A 14,970-nucleotide genomic window follows, 5' to 3' on the forward strand; every position below is an offset into this window, starting at 1 on the left:
AGAATCTACCGCTTCGACACAGCCTTAGAGTCGCTGACGTACCAGCGCCAGGGCAAGTCGGCCCCCTGAGTCAGGCCAATGCGGGTGGTCTGGGTGAAGGCGATCGCCCCCGTCTCCAGCCGCTGCTGCCAGTCAGCATCGCGATGCTCTAGCCAGAGCCCTGTGGCGGGCACCAGGGGCAGATCGGTGAGGGTGCGATCGATATCCAGAAGCTGGCACAGCTTGCCGGGGCCAGCCCCCCAGCGGATCGGTTTTTCAGCCCGATAGCCCGCCCGCCAGGGGGGAATCGCGTCGAGTTCGACGGCGCGAATCAGGACGGCGCTGGGGGTGCGATCGCGATCGGTCACCACATTAAAACAGTGGTAAATGCCGTAGATCAGGTACACATAGCTAAACCCTGCTGGGCCGAACATCACCCGGTTGCGGGTCGTTTCGCGGCGGTAGGCGTGGCAGGCGGGGTCGCCCTCGGTATAGGCCTCGGTTTCGACAATGGTGGCGCTGAGCTGGCGACCGTCGGCCCAGCGGCGCACCAGGCGACAGCCCAGCAGGTCGGGGGCGACCTCCAGCGACGATCGCTCCAGCCAGGTCGGCACAATGAAAGCGGACTGATTACAAAGCTTCACATTGTCCTCTGAGGCAGACTTGTTAAGATGACTCAAAACCAAGGCTCCGATAACACCGACCTTTCTATCATCGCGACTGCTCCTATGGATATCAAACTCATCCTCGCTGTACTGACCGGACTGTTTGTGGTGGCCACTCTGTTCTTTGGCACCAAAAACGGTTTCTACGACACCGACAACTACCACGGCAACGGTTCGGCCCACTAGGCCTGCTGGGCTAAAGCTCCGCTACTGGCCCAGTCTATTGGCCCAAGTCGTGCCACTGCTTAGGGTGTTTGCCATTCCGTGAGTAATCTGGTCTGCTTTCCGTTTGGTGCGGGTCACGGCCAAGAAGGGCTGTGCCTAGAGCTGCGCATGGGGCCACGGCGCATCGTGCTCGACTGCGGGCTGCGCGACCTGAGCGTGCTGGAGCCAGCCAGATCGCGCCTTGAAACCGCCGATCTGCTCTTTTGCAGCCATGCCCACAGCGACCACGCTCGCGGCGTGCTGGAGTTTAGTCAAAAATTTCCCCAGGTGCCCATCTACGGCAGCGAGGTGACGGCCCAGCTGCTGCCGCTCAACTGGCTGGGCGAAACGGTGCCGCCCCACCTGTGCCAGGCGCTGCCCTGGCAAACCCCGATTAGCCTGGCCGACGACCTGACCGTGCAGATTTGGCCAGCCGGTCATCTGCCGGGGGCCGCCTGCGCCCTCTTTACCTACCACTCGCCCCAGCGCCCCTACACGGTGTTTTTTACGGGCGATTTTTTTATGTCGAACTCGCGGCTGGTCGATGGCCTGCCCCTGGAGGCGCTGCGCGGCCTCAAGCCCGATGTGCTGATTATCGAAGGCAGTGCCGGTACCACCCGCCACCCCCACCGCCGCCAGCAGGAGAATTTGCTGGCCAGCACGCTCTACAACCTGGTGCAGCAGGGGCGATCGGTGCTGCTGCCCACGCCCACCCTGGGCATTGGCCAGGAGCTGGTGATGCTGTTGCGCAGCCACCACCAGTTCACCGGGCAAGACATTACCGTTTGGGTCGATCAAACCGTGGCGGCGGGCTGCGACCTGTACCTGGAGCTGATGTCGGAGTTTCCCAGCAGCGTGCAAAATTTTGCCCGCCACCAGCCGCTGTTCTGGGACGATCGCATTTTGCCCCACGTGCGGCGGCTGGGCGTAGACGGCCATCCCGACGGGGAGCGCCCCTGCATTTTGATTGCCCACCGCGAGGCCGATCTCAGCGACCACTGCCGCGCCTGGAATCAGCCCTGGACGGTGCTGCTGCCCGACTCGCTGGCCTCGTCCATTGCCGATACGCTGCTGGCGGCTAGCGCCGTCCCCAGCCCTACCCTAAGCTGGCTGCAAACCCTGGTGCCCGAGCTAGAGTCGGAGCAAGTGCAGATCGACACCTATCAGCTCACCACCCACAGCGATCGCGTTGGCACCACCCAGCTGATTCACAACCTCAGGCCTCAGCATGTCGCCTTTGTCCACGGCAAGCCTGCCGACCTGGCCGACCTGGCCGGGCTGGAAGAACTGCAAACCCGTTACCAGTTGCACCTGCCCTCTGCTGGCAACGAAGTAGAGTTTCCGATCGGCGATCGCTTCATTCAGCCCGCCGCCCCCGAACCGATTTTTGAAGGCGAAATCACCGAGATTGACGACAGCGTACTGCTGCTGCTGCCCGACGCCCTCACCACCGACCCTCGCTGGGTCGCCTTGGCCGACACCGGCCTGGTGCAGGCCCGCTGGCAGGGCAGTGAACTGGTGATTAAAGGCCTCAACCAGCGCGACTTGATGCGCACAGTAACCAGCAGCGATTCCCCCTGGCAACTGCCCAGCTGCCAGACCTGCCGCCACCAGCGCGAAGGCCGCTGCCGCAACCCCGACTCGCCCCTCTACGGTCTTCAGGTCAGCCCCGAGGGGGTGTGCCCGGCGTTTGAAGCGCGTCCGGCTCGCTCAGAGCGGGATGATGAGGCGTCGGCGTAGGGGGTTGAAAAGATGAGGGGGATGAGGGGATAAGGAGGACGGGGAAGCCGTACGCCAAATCTCCTTCCTCATCTCCTCACCTTCCTCATCTCCTCACCTTCCTCATCTCCTCACCTTCCTCATCTCCACTGTGCAAACCTACTGTTTCCGCCTCACCCCCGGTCAAGATCTCAAGCAGGAATTACAGACTTTCGCTCAGGCCCAAGCGCTAGAGGCTGGGGTGATTCTCACAGGGTTGGGCAGCTTGACGCAGGCCTCGCTGCGGTTTGCGGCGGTAGAGGAGGCGAGTGCGATCGCTGGCCCCCTGGAGCTAATTTCTCTCAGCGGCACGCTGTCGCGGCACGGCATACACCTGCACGGGGCCGTAGCCGATGACCAGGGCCGAGTCTATGGTGGCCACATTATGCCGGGGTGTATGATTCGCACAACGGCGGAAATTGCGATCGCCAATCTGTCTCACCTGCGCCTGCACCGCCAGGCCGATCCAGCCACCGGCTACCTGGAGATGGTCGTTGATGCTTTGCCCTGAAGTGGGCTCTGCTTTGCTTTTCAACTTTGCCAAATTCTCAAGGCGGATGCTTGCCAGTTGCGGCTAAAACCTTGCGAAGATTGATGATACCTTCCCGATTGAGCGCCAGTTTGTCTACGGTTGCTCTGCCAATGGGTGTGATGCCCAACATGAGGGTCAAATCTGGGCTCCAGACAAAGTGTGCTTGCCACTGGTGCTGGCGCGGATTGTAGAGAGAAACCATACGGCCTGTCACAGGGTCATAGGCTTCGGTTTGAACATACTTACGGTTGTTGCAGCCCTGGCAAGCTAACGCTAAATTCTCTAAATTGTCGTTGCCGCCCTTTGATCGGGGGATGATGTGCTCGATGGAGAAAGGGTCTGGGGAATATTTAGCCTGGTAAAGACAGTACTCACAACAACCAGAGGCCCGTTCTGCGACGGCTTGTTTTTGTGACGAACTCAATGAGGGCTTAGCCATAGCCAACAGGCTTGATACCTAAATCGTCCATAACATCGTCCAAAGATTGCTGCCGTAGCGCGGCGAGTTGTACGAGGGCCTGGATACGCTCTACGTTGAGATCTTCGATCTGGTCTGAGATCTCAATTAGTCGATGATGCTCATTGGCGGTTAAGGTCTTGGTCTGACGCTTGTCGATGAGGGCATAGTACTCGTCCCACACATCGGCGGAGAGACCGAGATTGATCTGCCGAAGTAAATCAGCTTCTACTGAGGTCAGATGATTAGTTACAGCCTTGTTGGCCGCTAAACGAGTATGCAAAGTCTCTAAGATATAGCGCTGCGGATCAAGCCCCTGCTTAGCGGCTTCTGCCCGAAGCTGAGCTTCCAGTTCTGGGGAGAGATCGAGCGTGATTTGAGTCATAGGATCAAATAAGAGGCTAAGCCTCTATTCTGGCAAGTCTGCCTTAAAAAGGCAGTTAGTTTTTGGGGCTTGATCAAGCTTAAGACCGCTACAAGGTATCAGTGTTTCAGTACATGTCTAAAGAACTAGCGCTGGAATTAGCGATGTCATTTGGCCCTACTCTTCCACTCGGTAGCCGAAGTCTTCGAGGCGGCTGCGGGACTGTCGCCATTTGGGCACGACTTTGACGAATAGCTCCAGGTAGACCTGGCCCATGACCAGCTTTTGAATTTGCTGGCGGGCATCGGAGCCGATCACCTTCAGCATGCTGCCCTTTTTGCCGATTAAAATGCCCTTTTGCGATTCGCGCTCGACGTGAATGGTGGCGAGAATGCGGGTAATGTTGGTGTCTTCTTCCACGCGATCGACGGCGATCGCGACCGAATGCGGCACCTCCTCCCGCGTATTCAGCAAAATTTGCTCCCGAATCAGTTCGCCCATGATGAAGCGCTCGGGCTGGTCGGTGACCAGATCGGGCGGGTAGTAGTAGGGGCCGGGGTCAAGCTGGTCGATCAGCGTCGCCAGCAGGGTGTCGAGGCTGGTTTCGTGCAGGGCCGAGAATTTGACCAGGGGCCAGCCGTGGGCGTCAGCCAGGGTCTGGTAGCTGGCGTCGAGGGGGGCGATCGCATCGTCCTCCTCCGGCTGCTGGTCAACTTTGTTCATGCCCAAAATCACTGGGCCGCTGCTGTGGGCCAGCAGTTCGGCCACAAACTGGTCGCCGCGCCCCGCCTCGGCGCTGCCATCGACCACAAACAGAGTGGCATCCACTGAGTCGATCGCCATCCGGGCGTTTTTGACCAAAATTTTACCCAGCTCGTGGTGGGGCTTGTGGATGCCGGGGGTATCGACAAAAATAATTTGTGCCTGGTCGTTGGTTAAAATGCCGCGCAGGCGGTTGCGGGTGGTCTGGGCGGTGGGGGAGGTAATCGCCACTTTCTGGCCCACCAGAGCATTCATCAGGGTCGATTTGCCCACGTTAGGGCGGCCCACAATGCCCACAAATCCTGACTTAAACCCCTCCGGCGGGGTAGGAATCGCGCTGTAGCCGACCGGGTCAAAGGTATCCACCATGCTAGTAGCCCGTGACGTGAACCACGACCTCGCGGCTCGACCCCCGCGCTCGGTGCTCCCATAGGTAAAGGCCCTGCCAGGTGCCCAGGGCCAGCCGCCCCTGCATGACGGGGATGGTTTCGCTGGTGTGGGTCAGCACGGTGCGAATGTGGGCGGGCATGTCGTCGGGGCCTTCGGTGCTGTGGATGTAGTGATTGCCCTCGGGCACTAGCTGAGAGAGAAAATTCTCCAGGTCAACCAGCACGTCGGGGTCAGCATTTTCCTGAATGATCAAGCTGGCGGAGGTGTGGCGCAAAAACACCGTGCACAGCCCGTTCTCAACGCCGGAGGCGCGCACCACCTCGTTGACCTCAGCGGTAAACCGCTGGAGCGACTTGCCCCGCGATCGCAGGGTGAGCACCTGCTGATGGTGGCGGGTGGTGGCGGTATGGGGTGTCATCGGTTAAATCACCAGAATAGACCGTTCTCTATTCTGTCAGAATTAATCACCACTGACAGAATTAATCCTCAGTCAAAACGACCGTTTGCTCGAGAACGCGGGACAGACGAGTGCTTCTGAGAGTCGCTTAGAACTGTTACGTCACGCCGCTACTCGACGCTGAGGGGCACCAGGCGACCCTGGGTGGTCAGCCCCAGCCGCATGGGCGCATTGGCCAGAATGGGATTGCCGGTCAGGGCGCACACCTGCTCGCGCTCGGCCACCGCGCCAAAGCTGGCGCAAATATCGTCGGGCTGAACCCGGGCGGAGCATTCTGTCGGCCCTTGTTCCACGTACTGCCAAAGAATGTCGCGAATCAACGCCTGATACCCCCGATCGCCCGCCAGGGCTTTCAGTTTTTCCTTCAGCGATCGCTCCAGGCGAATGCTGGTCACTTCCATATCAGTGGTCGATACGCGGGTTAGGGTTGGCATCGTCGGGCACACCTCCAAAAAAGAACTAGACATTGGGCTCGATGACCTGTCACAAACAGGCGGGTGGTGACACTAAAGAGAGTCACCCGGTCTGTGTCATGGCTATTTGTGTCCTGGGCTACAGGTCACTACTTAATAGTTTAGACAGACTAGACACGTTTGTATTACACGTGTAGTATTAACGTTATTCGAGCGTATCCGTCAAGCCTCAGCCCCTGAAGCCAGGTGCCCAAGCCAAACGGTGCTCTCGCTGCCTTCCTAAGCCTTGTTGTTTCACGCTTGAGGAACTCCGCTATGTTACGGATCCTGTCTACTGGCAACGCATTTGATATCGCCGTCACCACGGGCGATGCTGGCCAGCTAGGCATGGCGGCGGAGTTCGATGGTTACTTGACTCAAGCAAGTGACCGCATTGGCGGCCTGATTAGCGACCTGATGCACCCCATCTTTGGGGCGGTCCTGGGCGATTTTGACAGAACTGATCTATCCACAGGGATGGCCCTCGGGGGCGATCGCCGCTGGGATGATCGGTTTCTGGGGTCCAAGTTATCTCCCAAGTGGTGGGGATATCTGAGCCAGGGCGATTGCACCGCGTATTGCATCAGTCGGCGATATCTCCGCCCTCTCTCCCAGCATTCTGTGTCTCAGCATTAACCTGACCTCCCCACTGGATTAGTCCCTCGGGACTTATCGCCTGGGAATGGCCGACGACGGCCAGTTCCGCTTCGATCAGGCTCCAGAGTCGGGTTTGCAGCACCGTTGCCGCCGCCGTTGGCCAAGAGCGCCAGGGGTTCGCGTCGGTCTTTACTCACGGCATGGCTTTTAGTCGCCAACTTCTTTGCCCGTGGGCCACCGTGCGATTACGGCGGGCCGCTGCCGCCTCGACACAGCAGAACTTAAGCGCCGAAACCAATTCACAAGTATTCAAGGCATGAGAGCTCATGTTGAAGTTGACCTATTCCGATGCCGATTTATTGGTTGAACAGTTAGACCTCACCGTAGAAGCCGTGGTGGCCCAGCGCAGTATCGTCGCCCTGCGGGCCGGACAGCCCCTGGTGGTGCAGCCTGGCTACGGGGCCTTTGCCCTGCCCGCCGACCTGCCGGGGGTAGCGACCCTAAAAACAGTGGGCCAGGGCGCGATCGACATTGCCCCCTGCGATATCGACTGGCTTGAAGTTACCCTGCGCGGTACCTGGCTGGCCGACAGTGCCCTCAGCGCCGAGGGCATTCTGGTGTCCGAACTAGGGGTCGCCCTGGAGCGCCAGCTCGTTGCCCTCTGGCAGCGCAGCCTGAGCTGGGTAGCGGCCCCCTGCTCAGGCGGGCGCTAAAGTTGGGCTAACCGTAAACCCATCGCCCAGGCTTTGCAGTACCGTAGAAAATGAGTGCCGAATGGGTTTTAGATATAGCGATGGCCATTGTGCTCAGGATATTAGCCTCTTTCAGTCGCAAAAACCTGAGACAGCGCGATGGCCATACTTCACCCATTCCAGCGCCGACCAAACGCGCAGATCCAACAACGACGCAGACAAGGAGCGATTGACTATGGCCGACGATGCAACCTATATCACCCTGACCGCCGACAACTTTGAAGCCGAAGTGATGCAGAGCGATGTGCCGGTGCTAATCGACTTTTGGGCCGCCTGGTGTGGCCCCTGCCGCATCATGAACCCGATTGTCGAAGAACTGGCCGAAACCTTTGCCGGGCGGGCCAAGGTCGCCAAGCTCAACGTCGATGAAGAAGATGCGCTGGCCCTGCAGTACCACGTGATGGCCATCCCCACTCTGATCTTCTTTCAGAACGGAGAGCGGGTCGATACTATCGAAGGCGTCGTTGCCAAGGATGACCTGGTAGCGCGACTAGAGGCTCTGGTGACGGCTAACTCGGCGGCATAGGTTCGCCTACTGGGTGGTTGCCGAGCGCTTACTGGGCCACACCCCGCAGCACCGCTTCGCCATTGACAAACTCCAGGCCGTCGAGGGTCAGCCCGGCCTGGGGCAGGGCGAGGTTGATGCGTTCGGTGATCTGGGCGGGGTCGAGGCCGGTAAGGCGAGCTACGTCGTCTATGGATAAGTTGACGCGACCAATCTGCACGCGGGTGTCGTTCCCCAGCACCAGGCGACCGTTATCAATGCGGGGGCTGCCTTCAATGCCGATGTAGAGGGGGCGATCGCCCAGCATGGGCACGGTGTTCAACGCGGTGTCTAGGGCCTGCTGCGCCTGGGGCGGCAGCGATTGGGTAGGCAGGTCGGCGGGGTTGACCACGATGCCGCCAGCGACGCGATCGCCGCGAATGGTGGCGTTGAGACTATCTGCCGCTGGCAAAAACTGGGCCACCTGGGGTGTCTGGGCGATGCCCTCGGCCAGCAGCTGGGTGAGTTCAGCCTCGCTTAGCGAAATTTCGACCCGGTTGTCGGTGCCATAGCGCACCCCCTGGCCGCTGGCCAGCTTGCTTTCAAGCAGGTTGCCGCTGCTGCCGACATCGGCCACAACAGTATCGGCACCGCTGGTGCTGTACCAGGTGGGCAGCGCCGTGGCCCGGTTCCAGTAGAAGGCGGTGGCGGCGGCGGCTCCTGCCGAGAGCCCGATCACTAGCGAGAGCGCCAGTACAACAGCCTGTTTTGTCCGCATCTCAGCCAACTCCCCAGTGTTTAGTGAGTACCGTCGAGTCAGTGTAGCTCAGCTCTCATAGCTGCGCAAAAACCTGTGTGGCGATCGCTGTAAAGACCCGAAAGTGGCCTATGGTAATAGGTGAAAAGACGTAGAGAATAGCAGCATGGGCACGACACAGGGGTTCATCCGCAAGGTCATGGGGCTGGGGCGGCGAGTTGTGGCCCAGTTTGTGACTTTGGGCGCGATCGCCCTCCTCCTCTTCACCACGACCAGCTGCGCCAAACCCGTGCAGCCCACTGAGCTAATTTCAGATTTTTCAGGGCCGACCCCCCAGCCCAATCGCCTCACCGGGCAAATCGCCGAAGTCTCCCCCCCCGAAACCCTGGAGTCGCTGAAGCAAATTATTGACGCCTACACGCCTCAGGTGCGTATTCTCAGCCCTCGCCCCGGCGAAGTCCTCGACGATACGAGCGCTACCGTCCGGCTGCAGGTGCGCGGCCTGCCGCTGTTTAAAGATGAAACCTATGAGCTTGGCCCCCATTTGCATCTGTTCTTAGACAACGAACCCTACAAAGCCATCTACGACCTATCTGAACCGATTACCTTTGAGAACCTTGCCCCTGGTACTCACACCCTGCGAGTGTTTGCATCGCGGCCCTGGCACGAGAGTTTCAAAAACCAGGGTGCCTTCGACCAGCGCACCTTCCACGTCGTTGCCCCAACCCCTCAAAACGAACTCAACGCCAGCGCGCCGCTGCTGACCTACAGCCGCCCCCAGGGCACCTACGGGGCCGAGCCCGTCATGCTCGACTTCTATCTCACCAATGCGCCCCTGCACATGAGTGCCCAGGTCGAAGCCAACGACGACCTGCACGACTGGCGCATTCGCTGCACCGTCAACGACCAGAGTTTTGTGTTCGACCAGTGGCAGCCAATTTGGCTGAAGGGCTTTAAGCCCGGACGCAACTGGGTGCAGCTTGAGCTGATTGACGAAAGTGGTAACCCCATCGACAATCGCTTCAACAACACCGTCCGCATCATTGACTACCAGCCCGGCGGCGACGATGCGCTATCTCGCCTGGTGCGCGGCGAACTGAGCCTGAAGGAGGTGGCCGGTATTATCGACCCCACCTACATACCCCCTGCCCCTCCGGTCCCAGAACCCGAGCCGGTGCTAGAGCCTGAACAGCCGACAGAAGAGCTGGAGCCTGAGGGTTCTACCGTTGCCCCTGAGGTGCCGGAGCCGCAAACCCCTGAGCCAGACGCGGTGCCCGAATTGCCCCAGTCAGACGCCGCCCCAACGCTCCCCGAGGCCGAGCCGGCTCAGCCAGAGTCAGACGCCACCGCTGAGGACGTGCCTACTGAGCCTGAAGACGAGGCTCGACCTAACCCATTCCTGCCGCCTGAGCCATCGTCAGAACCTGAGCAAATCGAAGCCGATCAATTTTCGGCAGATGAAAAGGCGGATGACCTGACTGATGCTGAGCCGCCCGCTGTAGAGGCCCCAACTGCGATCGAACCCGAAGTTACCGAACCTGAAGCCGGTCAGACGCCAGAAGAGAAGGCGGCAGCCGATAGATTTGATAGGGTAACGCCCCCGGCAGACCCCTTCGTGCCTCCAGTGCTGCCTCAGCCTGAGGTATTGCCTGAGCCTGTGCCTGTACAGCCAGTTATTCCTCCGGCAGCCCCAGAGCAGGCTACCCCTCAGGCACCCAAGGCCAAGGGGTTGCGCGATCGCTTTAAGCAGTGGCGCAACCCGTCGGGAGCAGGTTCTAAACCGGCTGAACCAGGCCCAGCGGGTAGCGTGAGCCCCAATGGCTCTGCGGCCCCAGAGGAGGCAGAGCCTGAATTGCCCAGTGTGCAAACAGAGGATGCTGAGCCGGACATTACGGCCCCTGCTTTGCCGGAGCCGCAGAACCCAACCGAGGCTAACCCGCCTGAAGCAGACTCGTCAGCACCAAACCCTGACGATACAGACGGCGCGGTACAGCCGCCCCGCACTGAAACGCCCCAAATTGCGCCGCGATCGCCCCTAGCCCCCCAGGTGCGACCTTTTATTTAACTCGTTTTATCTGACGCCTTACTTCACCAGCCGCAGGATGAGGGGATAGCGGTAAGCCACGCCTTCATTGGCTTTGATCGCGGCCAAAATGGTCAGCACCAGCCAGGCTATGCCCAGCACAATGATCAGCGGAATCCCGATTAGCACAAAGATCAAGACCCCCGACACCAGCATATAAATAGTCATGGAGATGTTGAAGTTGAGCGCTTCTTTGCCCTGATCGGCAACAAAAGCCATCTCATTGCGCTTGACCAACCAAACAATCAGGGGGCCAACAATATTCCCGAAGGGAATTACAAAGCCTGATAGAGCGCTGAGGTGGGCGAGCATGGCCCACATACGGGATTCCGGATTTGAGTCGAGCTGGTTCATAGTAGTGGCAGAATAGCTATATCTGCCGCCAAGCTAACTCAAGCAGCAGGATAGACGCCCTACTCTGCTTACAAAATGTAGTACTCCAAACAAATACGCTTTCTGGAGCAAAGCCCCAGAAAGCGCAGTCTTTAGTGAGAGAGAAGGCCGACATGACCAGACCTTCTCCAGGTAAAGTCGTTGACGAAGTCTCTTCAACAATGAAAAAGGAGCACCAGCGGCCCCCTTACTCGTCGTCGTCCTCGTCATCGGTTGGGTAGACAAAGCTGGTAGACCGCCCGGTGAGCACAGACTTGCCCAGGGACATCGCTTTCTTGGCCTGTAGCGCTGCGGTGCGCTTCCAGGTAGCGCGACGCTGGTCACGCTTTTGCTTGGAGGTTTTCTTCTTGGGAACCGCCATGACAGATACTTAAGACTTCACAACCTTTCAACTATAGGGCAAGATGACCTGTCTGCGCAATCTCAATCTCGGAGTGGCAGCAGTTCTAATTGTTAAATAGGCAACCTGATGGGGTTTAGCGGCGGGTCAACGAGAGCCCCAGGAGCCAGGTGCAGTATAACCGAGCAGATTTGAATCATAAGTTCCAGCTATCGAAAGATTCAGCAAATTTGAGGCCACACCGAATAAAAAATGCGGCTTGCTTGGCCAGACATTGCATAAACTTGAAGATATGGCATTTGCCTGAAGCATAGGCTTATGTCTATGAGTTTGGCGCAATCAAATCCAAAGACATCACCACTGTTTTGCAGCCGTCGCCCGATCGCACCAGCGAATTTTTGGCAGGTGTTCGGTGCGCTAAGTGCAGTGGCCTGTGAGCGATACCCACAATCAGCATGGAGTGAAAACCATGAATAAGTTTGAATCGAGGCGATCGCAGCCAGCGTTGAATACGGAGGAGGGGTGGCTCGTGCAGGTGTATGGCAGCAATCGCCGCTTGCTCTGTGTTTTAGACCCTTCCCACGGCTGGATCTTCTTGCTGGGCTGCGGGTTTGGTCTACTGCTCTCAGTAATTTGGATTAATATCGCTCGCTATAGTTCCCCTTCAGAGCCAACCCCAGCAGCAGAGCCACCCGCGTTTCAAGTGGATTGAGCCGAGCCAGCGTCAGTGCGAGATATTTGTACTGACGCATTTGTACTGAGCCTTAACGCAACCTTAGTGCCGCCGATTGCCCAGACAGGCGTGGCAATCGGCGCATTTGTATCGGTTTCGGATGGGCTGATGAAACTGGTGGGCGAGGGGAGGCAGGGCCTCTTTAGCACTTGCGATCGCAATTTACATTGACTAGAGATATACGAGCTTTCTAGCGGCATAAGAAAAGCTTATTGCTTGAATTTGACAATGCGTTCCAAATTCGCATAAAAAACTTGCGCGTTTCAGGATAGACTTGAGCACATAAAGATTCAGGTGTTGATAGACAAGGGTCTATGGAGGTTGTCGCAAGACAGTTATCACCTTCCAGCCCGATTCGGAGAGCCGCCCTCTCTGAACCCCGTGTCGACAGGTTTTTACGTAACACCTGTGCTGCAGGGTTGAAGCGATTCACCCTTAGGTTTCGAAGCTCACTTATCACAGTAATCACCCCTCGTAGAGGGGGCGGAAGGAGGTTTTAGTGGATTTCTTGTCAGAGTTTTTGATGAAATTTGGGGCGCAGCTGCAGTCCCCTACGCTCGGCTTTCTGCTCGGTGGTATTGTCATCGCCGCCCTCGGCAGTCAACTGGCCATTCCGGACGCGATCTATAAGTTCATCGTCTTCATGCTGCTGATCAAGGTCGGCCTGCTGGGCGGCATTGCGATCCGCGAGTCGAATTTGACGGAGATGCTGCTGCCTGCGCTGTTCGCTACGGCAATAGGAATCCTCGTCGTGTTCATCGCGAACTACACGTTGGGCAAACTGCCGGGCATTAGAGCCACAGATGCCCTTGCGACCGGAGGCTTGTTCGGTGCGGTGAGTGGCTCTACCCTGGCCGCTGGCATCACGGTACTCGACGCCCAGGGCATCTTCTACGAGCCGTGGGCTGGCGCACTCTATCCCTTTATGGATATCCCGGCGCTCGTGACGGCGATCGTCTTAGCCAGCATTTACACCAGTAAGCAGAAGCGCGACAAGTATCTCAAAAACGAGAAGTACATTGGCAAGGATGGTTATGCTGGCATGCAGCCCGTTGCCGCAGGTGGGGCTCCCATCGACCAGCCCATTCCCGCAGGCGGGGTTCCCATCGATCAGCGCAGCGGTGCGGCAGGCGGATATTCTGGCGAGTCGGGCGGCAGTGCAGGCGGGTATTCTAGCGGGCCGAGCGGTGCCCCAAGCAGTGGAGTCAAGATCTGGCCCATCGTGAAGGAAAGCCTCCAGGGATCTGCCCTATCGGCACTGCTGCTCGGTCTCGCTCTAGGCATCTTAACCCGGCCAGAAAGTGTCGTTGAAAGCTTCTACGAGCCCCTCTTCCGCGGTCTGCTTTCGATTCTGATGCTGGTTATGGGTATGGAGGCCTGGTCAAGGATTAACGAGCTGCGCAAGGTGGCCCAGTGGTACGCCCTGTATGCCTTCGTGGCACCGATACTGCATGGGTTCATTGGCTTCGGTCTCGGCATGATTGCCCACTACGTCACGGGGTTCAGCGCTGGCGGTGTTGCACTCCTGGCTGTCATTGCTGCCTCCAGTTCAGACATCTCCGGGCCGCCCACCTTACGGGCCGGTATCCCGTCAGCCAATCCCTCCGCCTACATCGGTGCGTCTACAGCCGTCGGTACGCCAGTTGCGATCGCTATATGCATACCACTCTTCGTCGGACTGGCCCAAGCGATCATCGGCAGCTAATGGCAGGCGAGTCGCGGTCTGCCGGGCTTCCCTGGCCCGCGACTAAGTAGTTCAATAAATACATACGTAAGGAGGTAATCTACATGGGCAAGATAGCCAACAAGCTTGTCATCATCACGGAAAAGATTCTGCTGAAAAAGGTCGCTCAGATCATCACCGAAGCAGGCGCTACTGGTTACACAGTGTTGGAAACGGGTGGTAAAGGTAGCCGCAGCGTGCGCTCGTCGGGACAGCCCAGCGTCTCTGACACCACCGCGAATATCAAGTTCGAGGTGCTCACCGAAAACCGGGATATGGCCGAGAAGATTGCCGATCGGGTCGCCGTAGAATTTTTCAACGACTACGCGGGCATTTCTTATATCTGCGAGGCGGAAGTCCTGTACGCACACACCTTCTGTGGGCCAGACGGCTGTTAAATCGAGATGACGCAGCACTAAAAAGCCGGGGCATGACCCCGGCTTTTTTTTTAGTATGAATTGGCTCGTTGTGAGCCGCAATTCCTACGCCGAAAATGGCGGTTAGAGCGGCTCTGCGCTGGGGCTATCTACTAAGCTTCTAGCGGCTTCGAAGTAGTTGGCCCATTGGGTAACATCGGGCCTGAGCTGCCACTCGCTGCGGCTGACCGGCACCGTCAAAATCGGAACGGCGATGCCCTGGTTATCCCCGATGATCGTGACAATGACATCGGTCATCAGCAAGTCGGCGTCAAAGCTGCGCTGAACGGCGGCGCGGGCCACAATTTCAGAGCGGCGCACCAGGGTGTCAAAGCTTTCGCCCTGCTCGCGCACCAAAAATACGTTGACCCGCGAGGTATAGGCCTGAGCCACGGGCGGGGCTACCAGCGTGGGCACCGCCGCACTGCCAAAGCCGAGCAGGGCCGCCAGCGCCATAGACGCTACTCTAGACTGGCGATCGCCGCCCAGAGTCGGTCTTACCCTGCTGAGGCTTCGGCAGCGATCGCGTCCTGCATTCCGTTCAAATGTCCAGTCAAACAAGGTCATAGCCTGCTGCTCCACACATCCTCGCAGGATGCCCCAAAAAGTGCCTTAACTGTAGCGATAGAGCCGCCAATCGTCAATTAAGAATTGTCGCTGAGAGTATTCCAT

Annotated in this window: 20 protein-coding genes; 10 read left to right on the plus strand and 10 right to left on the minus strand. The window is 58.4% G+C overall.

The window, feature by feature from the left end; all coding sequences use genetic code 11:
- Window positions 1-5: 5 nt before the first annotated feature.
- Complete coding sequence (locus ACQ4N7_RS04210) at window positions 6-596, minus strand: DNA-3-methyladenine glycosylase (RefSeq protein WP_430710554.1); 591 nt, start codon at window positions 594-596, stop codon at window positions 6-8.
- Window positions 597-707: 111 nt separating this feature from the next.
- On the opposite strand from ACQ4N7_RS04210, the gene ACQ4N7_RS04215 reads away from it, so the two are divergent.
- The 3 genes from ACQ4N7_RS04215 (at window position 708) to ACQ4N7_RS04225 (ending at window position 3,117) form a co-directional block, all read left to right on the plus strand.
- Entirely contained in the window at window positions 708-830 is a 123-nt protein-coding gene (locus ACQ4N7_RS04215; RefSeq protein ID WP_430710379.1) for a hypothetical protein, read from the plus strand.
- Window positions 831-977: 147 nt separating this feature from the next.
- Window positions 978-2,588 carry an MBL fold metallo-hydrolase gene (locus tag ACQ4N7_RS04220; protein WP_430710555.1) on the plus strand — a complete coding sequence of 537 codons (1,611 nt, stop codon included), beginning with the start codon at window positions 978-980 and terminating at the stop codon, window positions 2,586-2,588.
- Window positions 2,589-2,718: 130 nt separating this feature from the next.
- Window positions 2,719-3,117, plus strand: a complete 399-nt coding sequence (locus ACQ4N7_RS04225) for a PPC domain-containing DNA-binding protein (RefSeq protein ID WP_430710380.1) — start codon at window positions 2,719-2,721, stop codon at window positions 3,115-3,117.
- Window positions 3,118-3,154: 37 nt separating this feature from the next.
- Here the strand turns inward: ACQ4N7_RS04225 and ACQ4N7_RS04230 are convergent, their stop codons facing one another.
- The 5 genes from ACQ4N7_RS04230 to ACQ4N7_RS04250 form a co-directional block, all read right to left on the minus strand.
- Window positions 3,155-3,577 (minus strand): HNH endonuclease, encoded by a 423-nt coding sequence (locus ACQ4N7_RS04230; protein WP_430710381.1) that lies wholly within the window; start codon window positions 3,575-3,577, stop codon window positions 3,155-3,157.
- Window positions 3,570-3,980, minus strand: coding sequence for a hypothetical protein (locus ACQ4N7_RS04235; RefSeq protein WP_430710382.1), 411 nt, complete (start codon window positions 3,978-3,980; stop codon window positions 3,570-3,572). Before ACQ4N7_RS04235 ends, ACQ4N7_RS04230 begins: the two co-directional genes overlap by 8 nt.
- A gap of 156 nt (window positions 3,981-4,136) precedes the next feature.
- On the minus strand, window positions 4,137-5,090 hold the full coding sequence (gene era, locus ACQ4N7_RS04240) for a GTPase Era (RefSeq protein ID WP_430710383.1): 954 nt from the start codon (window positions 5,088-5,090) through the stop codon (window positions 4,137-4,139).
- Between the two features lies 1 nt (window position 5,091).
- Window positions 5,092-5,529, minus strand: a complete 438-nt coding sequence (locus tag ACQ4N7_RS04245) for a secondary thiamine-phosphate synthase enzyme YjbQ (protein WP_430710384.1) — start codon at window positions 5,527-5,529, stop codon at window positions 5,092-5,094.
- Between the two features lie 149 nt (window positions 5,530-5,678).
- The gene (locus tag ACQ4N7_RS04250) at window positions 5,679-6,002 is read right to left on the minus strand and encodes a hypothetical protein (protein ID WP_430710385.1); all 324 of its coding nucleotides are present in this window, start codon (window positions 6,000-6,002) and stop codon (window positions 5,679-5,681) included.
- Window positions 6,003-6,296: 294 nt separating this feature from the next.
- Here ACQ4N7_RS04250 and ACQ4N7_RS04255 point away from each other — a divergent pair, with 294 nt between their 5' ends.
- From ACQ4N7_RS04255 to trxA, 3 genes are all read left to right on the plus strand, one after another.
- Entirely contained in the window at window positions 6,297-6,656 is a 360-nt protein-coding gene (locus ACQ4N7_RS04255; RefSeq protein ID WP_430710386.1) for a hypothetical protein, read from the plus strand.
- Between the two features lie 287 nt (window positions 6,657-6,943).
- Window positions 6,944-7,330 (plus strand): alr0857 family protein, encoded by a 387-nt coding sequence (locus ACQ4N7_RS04260; RefSeq protein ID WP_430710387.1) that lies wholly within the window; start codon window positions 6,944-6,946, stop codon window positions 7,328-7,330.
- A gap of 61 nt (window positions 7,331-7,391) precedes the next feature.
- A complete protein-coding gene (gene trxA, locus ACQ4N7_RS04265; RefSeq protein WP_430710388.1) occupies window positions 7,392-7,895 on the plus strand; it encodes a thioredoxin in 504 nt (167 codons plus the stop codon).
- A 28-nt stretch (window positions 7,896-7,923) separates the two neighbouring features.
- Here trxA and ACQ4N7_RS04270 read toward each other — a convergent pair whose 3' ends face one another.
- Window positions 7,924-8,631, minus strand: coding sequence for a hypothetical protein (locus tag ACQ4N7_RS04270; protein ID WP_430710389.1), 708 nt, complete (start codon window positions 8,629-8,631; stop codon window positions 7,924-7,926).
- Between the two features lie 145 nt (window positions 8,632-8,776).
- Between ACQ4N7_RS04270 and ACQ4N7_RS04275 the strand changes: the two genes are divergently transcribed.
- The gene (locus ACQ4N7_RS04275) at window positions 8,777-10,675 is read left to right on the plus strand and encodes a hypothetical protein (protein WP_430710390.1); all 1,899 of its coding nucleotides are present in this window, start codon (window positions 8,777-8,779) and stop codon (window positions 10,673-10,675) included.
- A gap of 18 nt (window positions 10,676-10,693) precedes the next feature.
- Here the strand turns inward: ACQ4N7_RS04275 and ACQ4N7_RS04280 are convergent, their stop codons facing one another.
- Window positions 10,694-11,047, minus strand: a complete 354-nt coding sequence (locus ACQ4N7_RS04280) for a DUF4870 domain-containing protein (RefSeq protein ID WP_430710391.1) — start codon at window positions 11,045-11,047, stop codon at window positions 10,694-10,696.
- Between the two features lie 226 nt (window positions 11,048-11,273).
- Entirely contained in the window at window positions 11,274-11,447 is a 174-nt protein-coding gene (gene rpmF, locus ACQ4N7_RS04285; protein WP_430710392.1) for a 50S ribosomal protein L32, read from the minus strand.
- A 448-nt stretch (window positions 11,448-11,895) separates the two neighbouring features.
- Between rpmF and ACQ4N7_RS04290 the strand changes: the two genes are divergently transcribed.
- The 3 genes from ACQ4N7_RS04290 to ACQ4N7_RS04300 all read left to right on the plus strand — a co-directional run bounded on the left by ACQ4N7_RS04290 (window position 11,896) and on the right by ACQ4N7_RS04300 (window position 14,280).
- Window positions 11,896-12,138, plus strand: a complete 243-nt coding sequence (locus ACQ4N7_RS04290; protein WP_430710393.1) for a hypothetical protein — start codon at window positions 11,896-11,898, stop codon at window positions 12,136-12,138.
- Window positions 12,139-12,658: 520 nt separating this feature from the next.
- Complete coding sequence (locus ACQ4N7_RS04295) at window positions 12,659-13,864, plus strand: sodium-dependent bicarbonate transport family permease (protein ID WP_430710394.1); 1,206 nt, start codon at window positions 12,659-12,661, stop codon at window positions 13,862-13,864.
- Window positions 13,865-13,947: 83 nt separating this feature from the next.
- Complete coding sequence (locus ACQ4N7_RS04300) at window positions 13,948-14,280, plus strand: P-II family nitrogen regulator (protein ID WP_430710395.1); 333 nt, start codon at window positions 13,948-13,950, stop codon at window positions 14,278-14,280.
- Window positions 14,281-14,382: 102 nt separating this feature from the next.
- Here ACQ4N7_RS04300 and ACQ4N7_RS04305 read toward each other — a convergent pair whose 3' ends face one another.
- Window positions 14,383-14,865, minus strand: a complete 483-nt coding sequence (locus tag ACQ4N7_RS04305) for a hypothetical protein (RefSeq protein WP_430710396.1) — start codon at window positions 14,863-14,865, stop codon at window positions 14,383-14,385.
- Between the last annotated feature and the right edge of the window lie 105 nt (window positions 14,866-14,970).

It is taken from the genome of Nodosilinea sp. AN01ver1 (assembly GCF_050565655.1).
Lineage (GTDB): Bacteria > Cyanobacteriota > Cyanobacteriia > Phormidesmidales > Phormidesmidaceae > Nodosilinea.

Coding starts and splice junctions, on each gene's coding strand:
- ACQ4N7_RS04260 (WP_430710387.1), top strand. CDS start 6,944: ATGTTGAAGTTGACCTATTCCGATGCCGATTTATTGGTTGAACAGTTA.
- ACQ4N7_RS04235 (WP_430710382.1), bottom strand. CDS start 3,980: ATGACTCAAATCACGCTCGATCTCTCCCCAGAACTGGAAGCTCAGCTT.
- ACQ4N7_RS04220 (WP_430710555.1), top strand. CDS start 978: ATGGGGCCACGGCGCATCGTGCTCGACTGCGGGCTGCGCGACCTGAGC.
- ACQ4N7_RS04290 (WP_430710393.1), top strand. CDS start 11,896: ATGAATAAGTTTGAATCGAGGCGATCGCAGCCAGCGTTGAATACGGAG.
- ACQ4N7_RS04255 (WP_430710386.1), top strand. CDS start 6,297: ATGTTACGGATCCTGTCTACTGGCAACGCATTTGATATCGCCGTCACC.
- ACQ4N7_RS04270 (WP_430710389.1), bottom strand. CDS start 8,631: ATGCGGACAAAACAGGCTGTTGTACTGGCGCTCTCGCTAGTGATCGGG.
- ACQ4N7_RS04215 (WP_430710379.1), top strand. CDS start 708: ATGGATATCAAACTCATCCTCGCTGTACTGACCGGACTGTTTGTGGTG.
- ACQ4N7_RS04250 (WP_430710385.1), bottom strand. CDS start 6,002: ATGCCAACCCTAACCCGCGTATCGACCACTGATATGGAAGTGACCAGC.
- ACQ4N7_RS04280 (WP_430710391.1), bottom strand. CDS start 11,047: ATGAACCAGCTCGACTCAAATCCGGAATCCCGTATGTGGGCCATGCTC.
- ACQ4N7_RS04275 (WP_430710390.1), top strand. CDS start 8,777: ATGGGCACGACACAGGGGTTCATCCGCAAGGTCATGGGGCTGGGGCGG.
- ACQ4N7_RS04245 (WP_430710384.1), bottom strand. CDS start 5,529: ATGACACCCCATACCGCCACCACCCGCCACCATCAGCAGGTGCTCACC.
- ACQ4N7_RS04300 (WP_430710395.1), top strand. CDS start 13,948: ATGGGCAAGATAGCCAACAAGCTTGTCATCATCACGGAAAAGATTCTG.
- ACQ4N7_RS04305 (WP_430710396.1), bottom strand. CDS start 14,865: ATGACCTTGTTTGACTGGACATTTGAACGGAATGCAGGACGCGATCGC.
- era (WP_430710383.1), bottom strand. CDS start 5,090: ATGGTGGATACCTTTGACCCGGTCGGCTACAGCGCGATTCCTACCCCG.
- trxA (WP_430710388.1), top strand. CDS start 7,392: ATGGGTTTTAGATATAGCGATGGCCATTGTGCTCAGGATATTAGCCTC.
- rpmF (WP_430710392.1), bottom strand. CDS start 11,447: ATGGCGGTTCCCAAGAAGAAAACCTCCAAGCAAAAGCGTGACCAGCGT.
- ACQ4N7_RS04230 (WP_430710381.1), bottom strand. CDS start 3,577: ATGGCTAAGCCCTCATTGAGTTCGTCACAAAAACAAGCCGTCGCAGAA.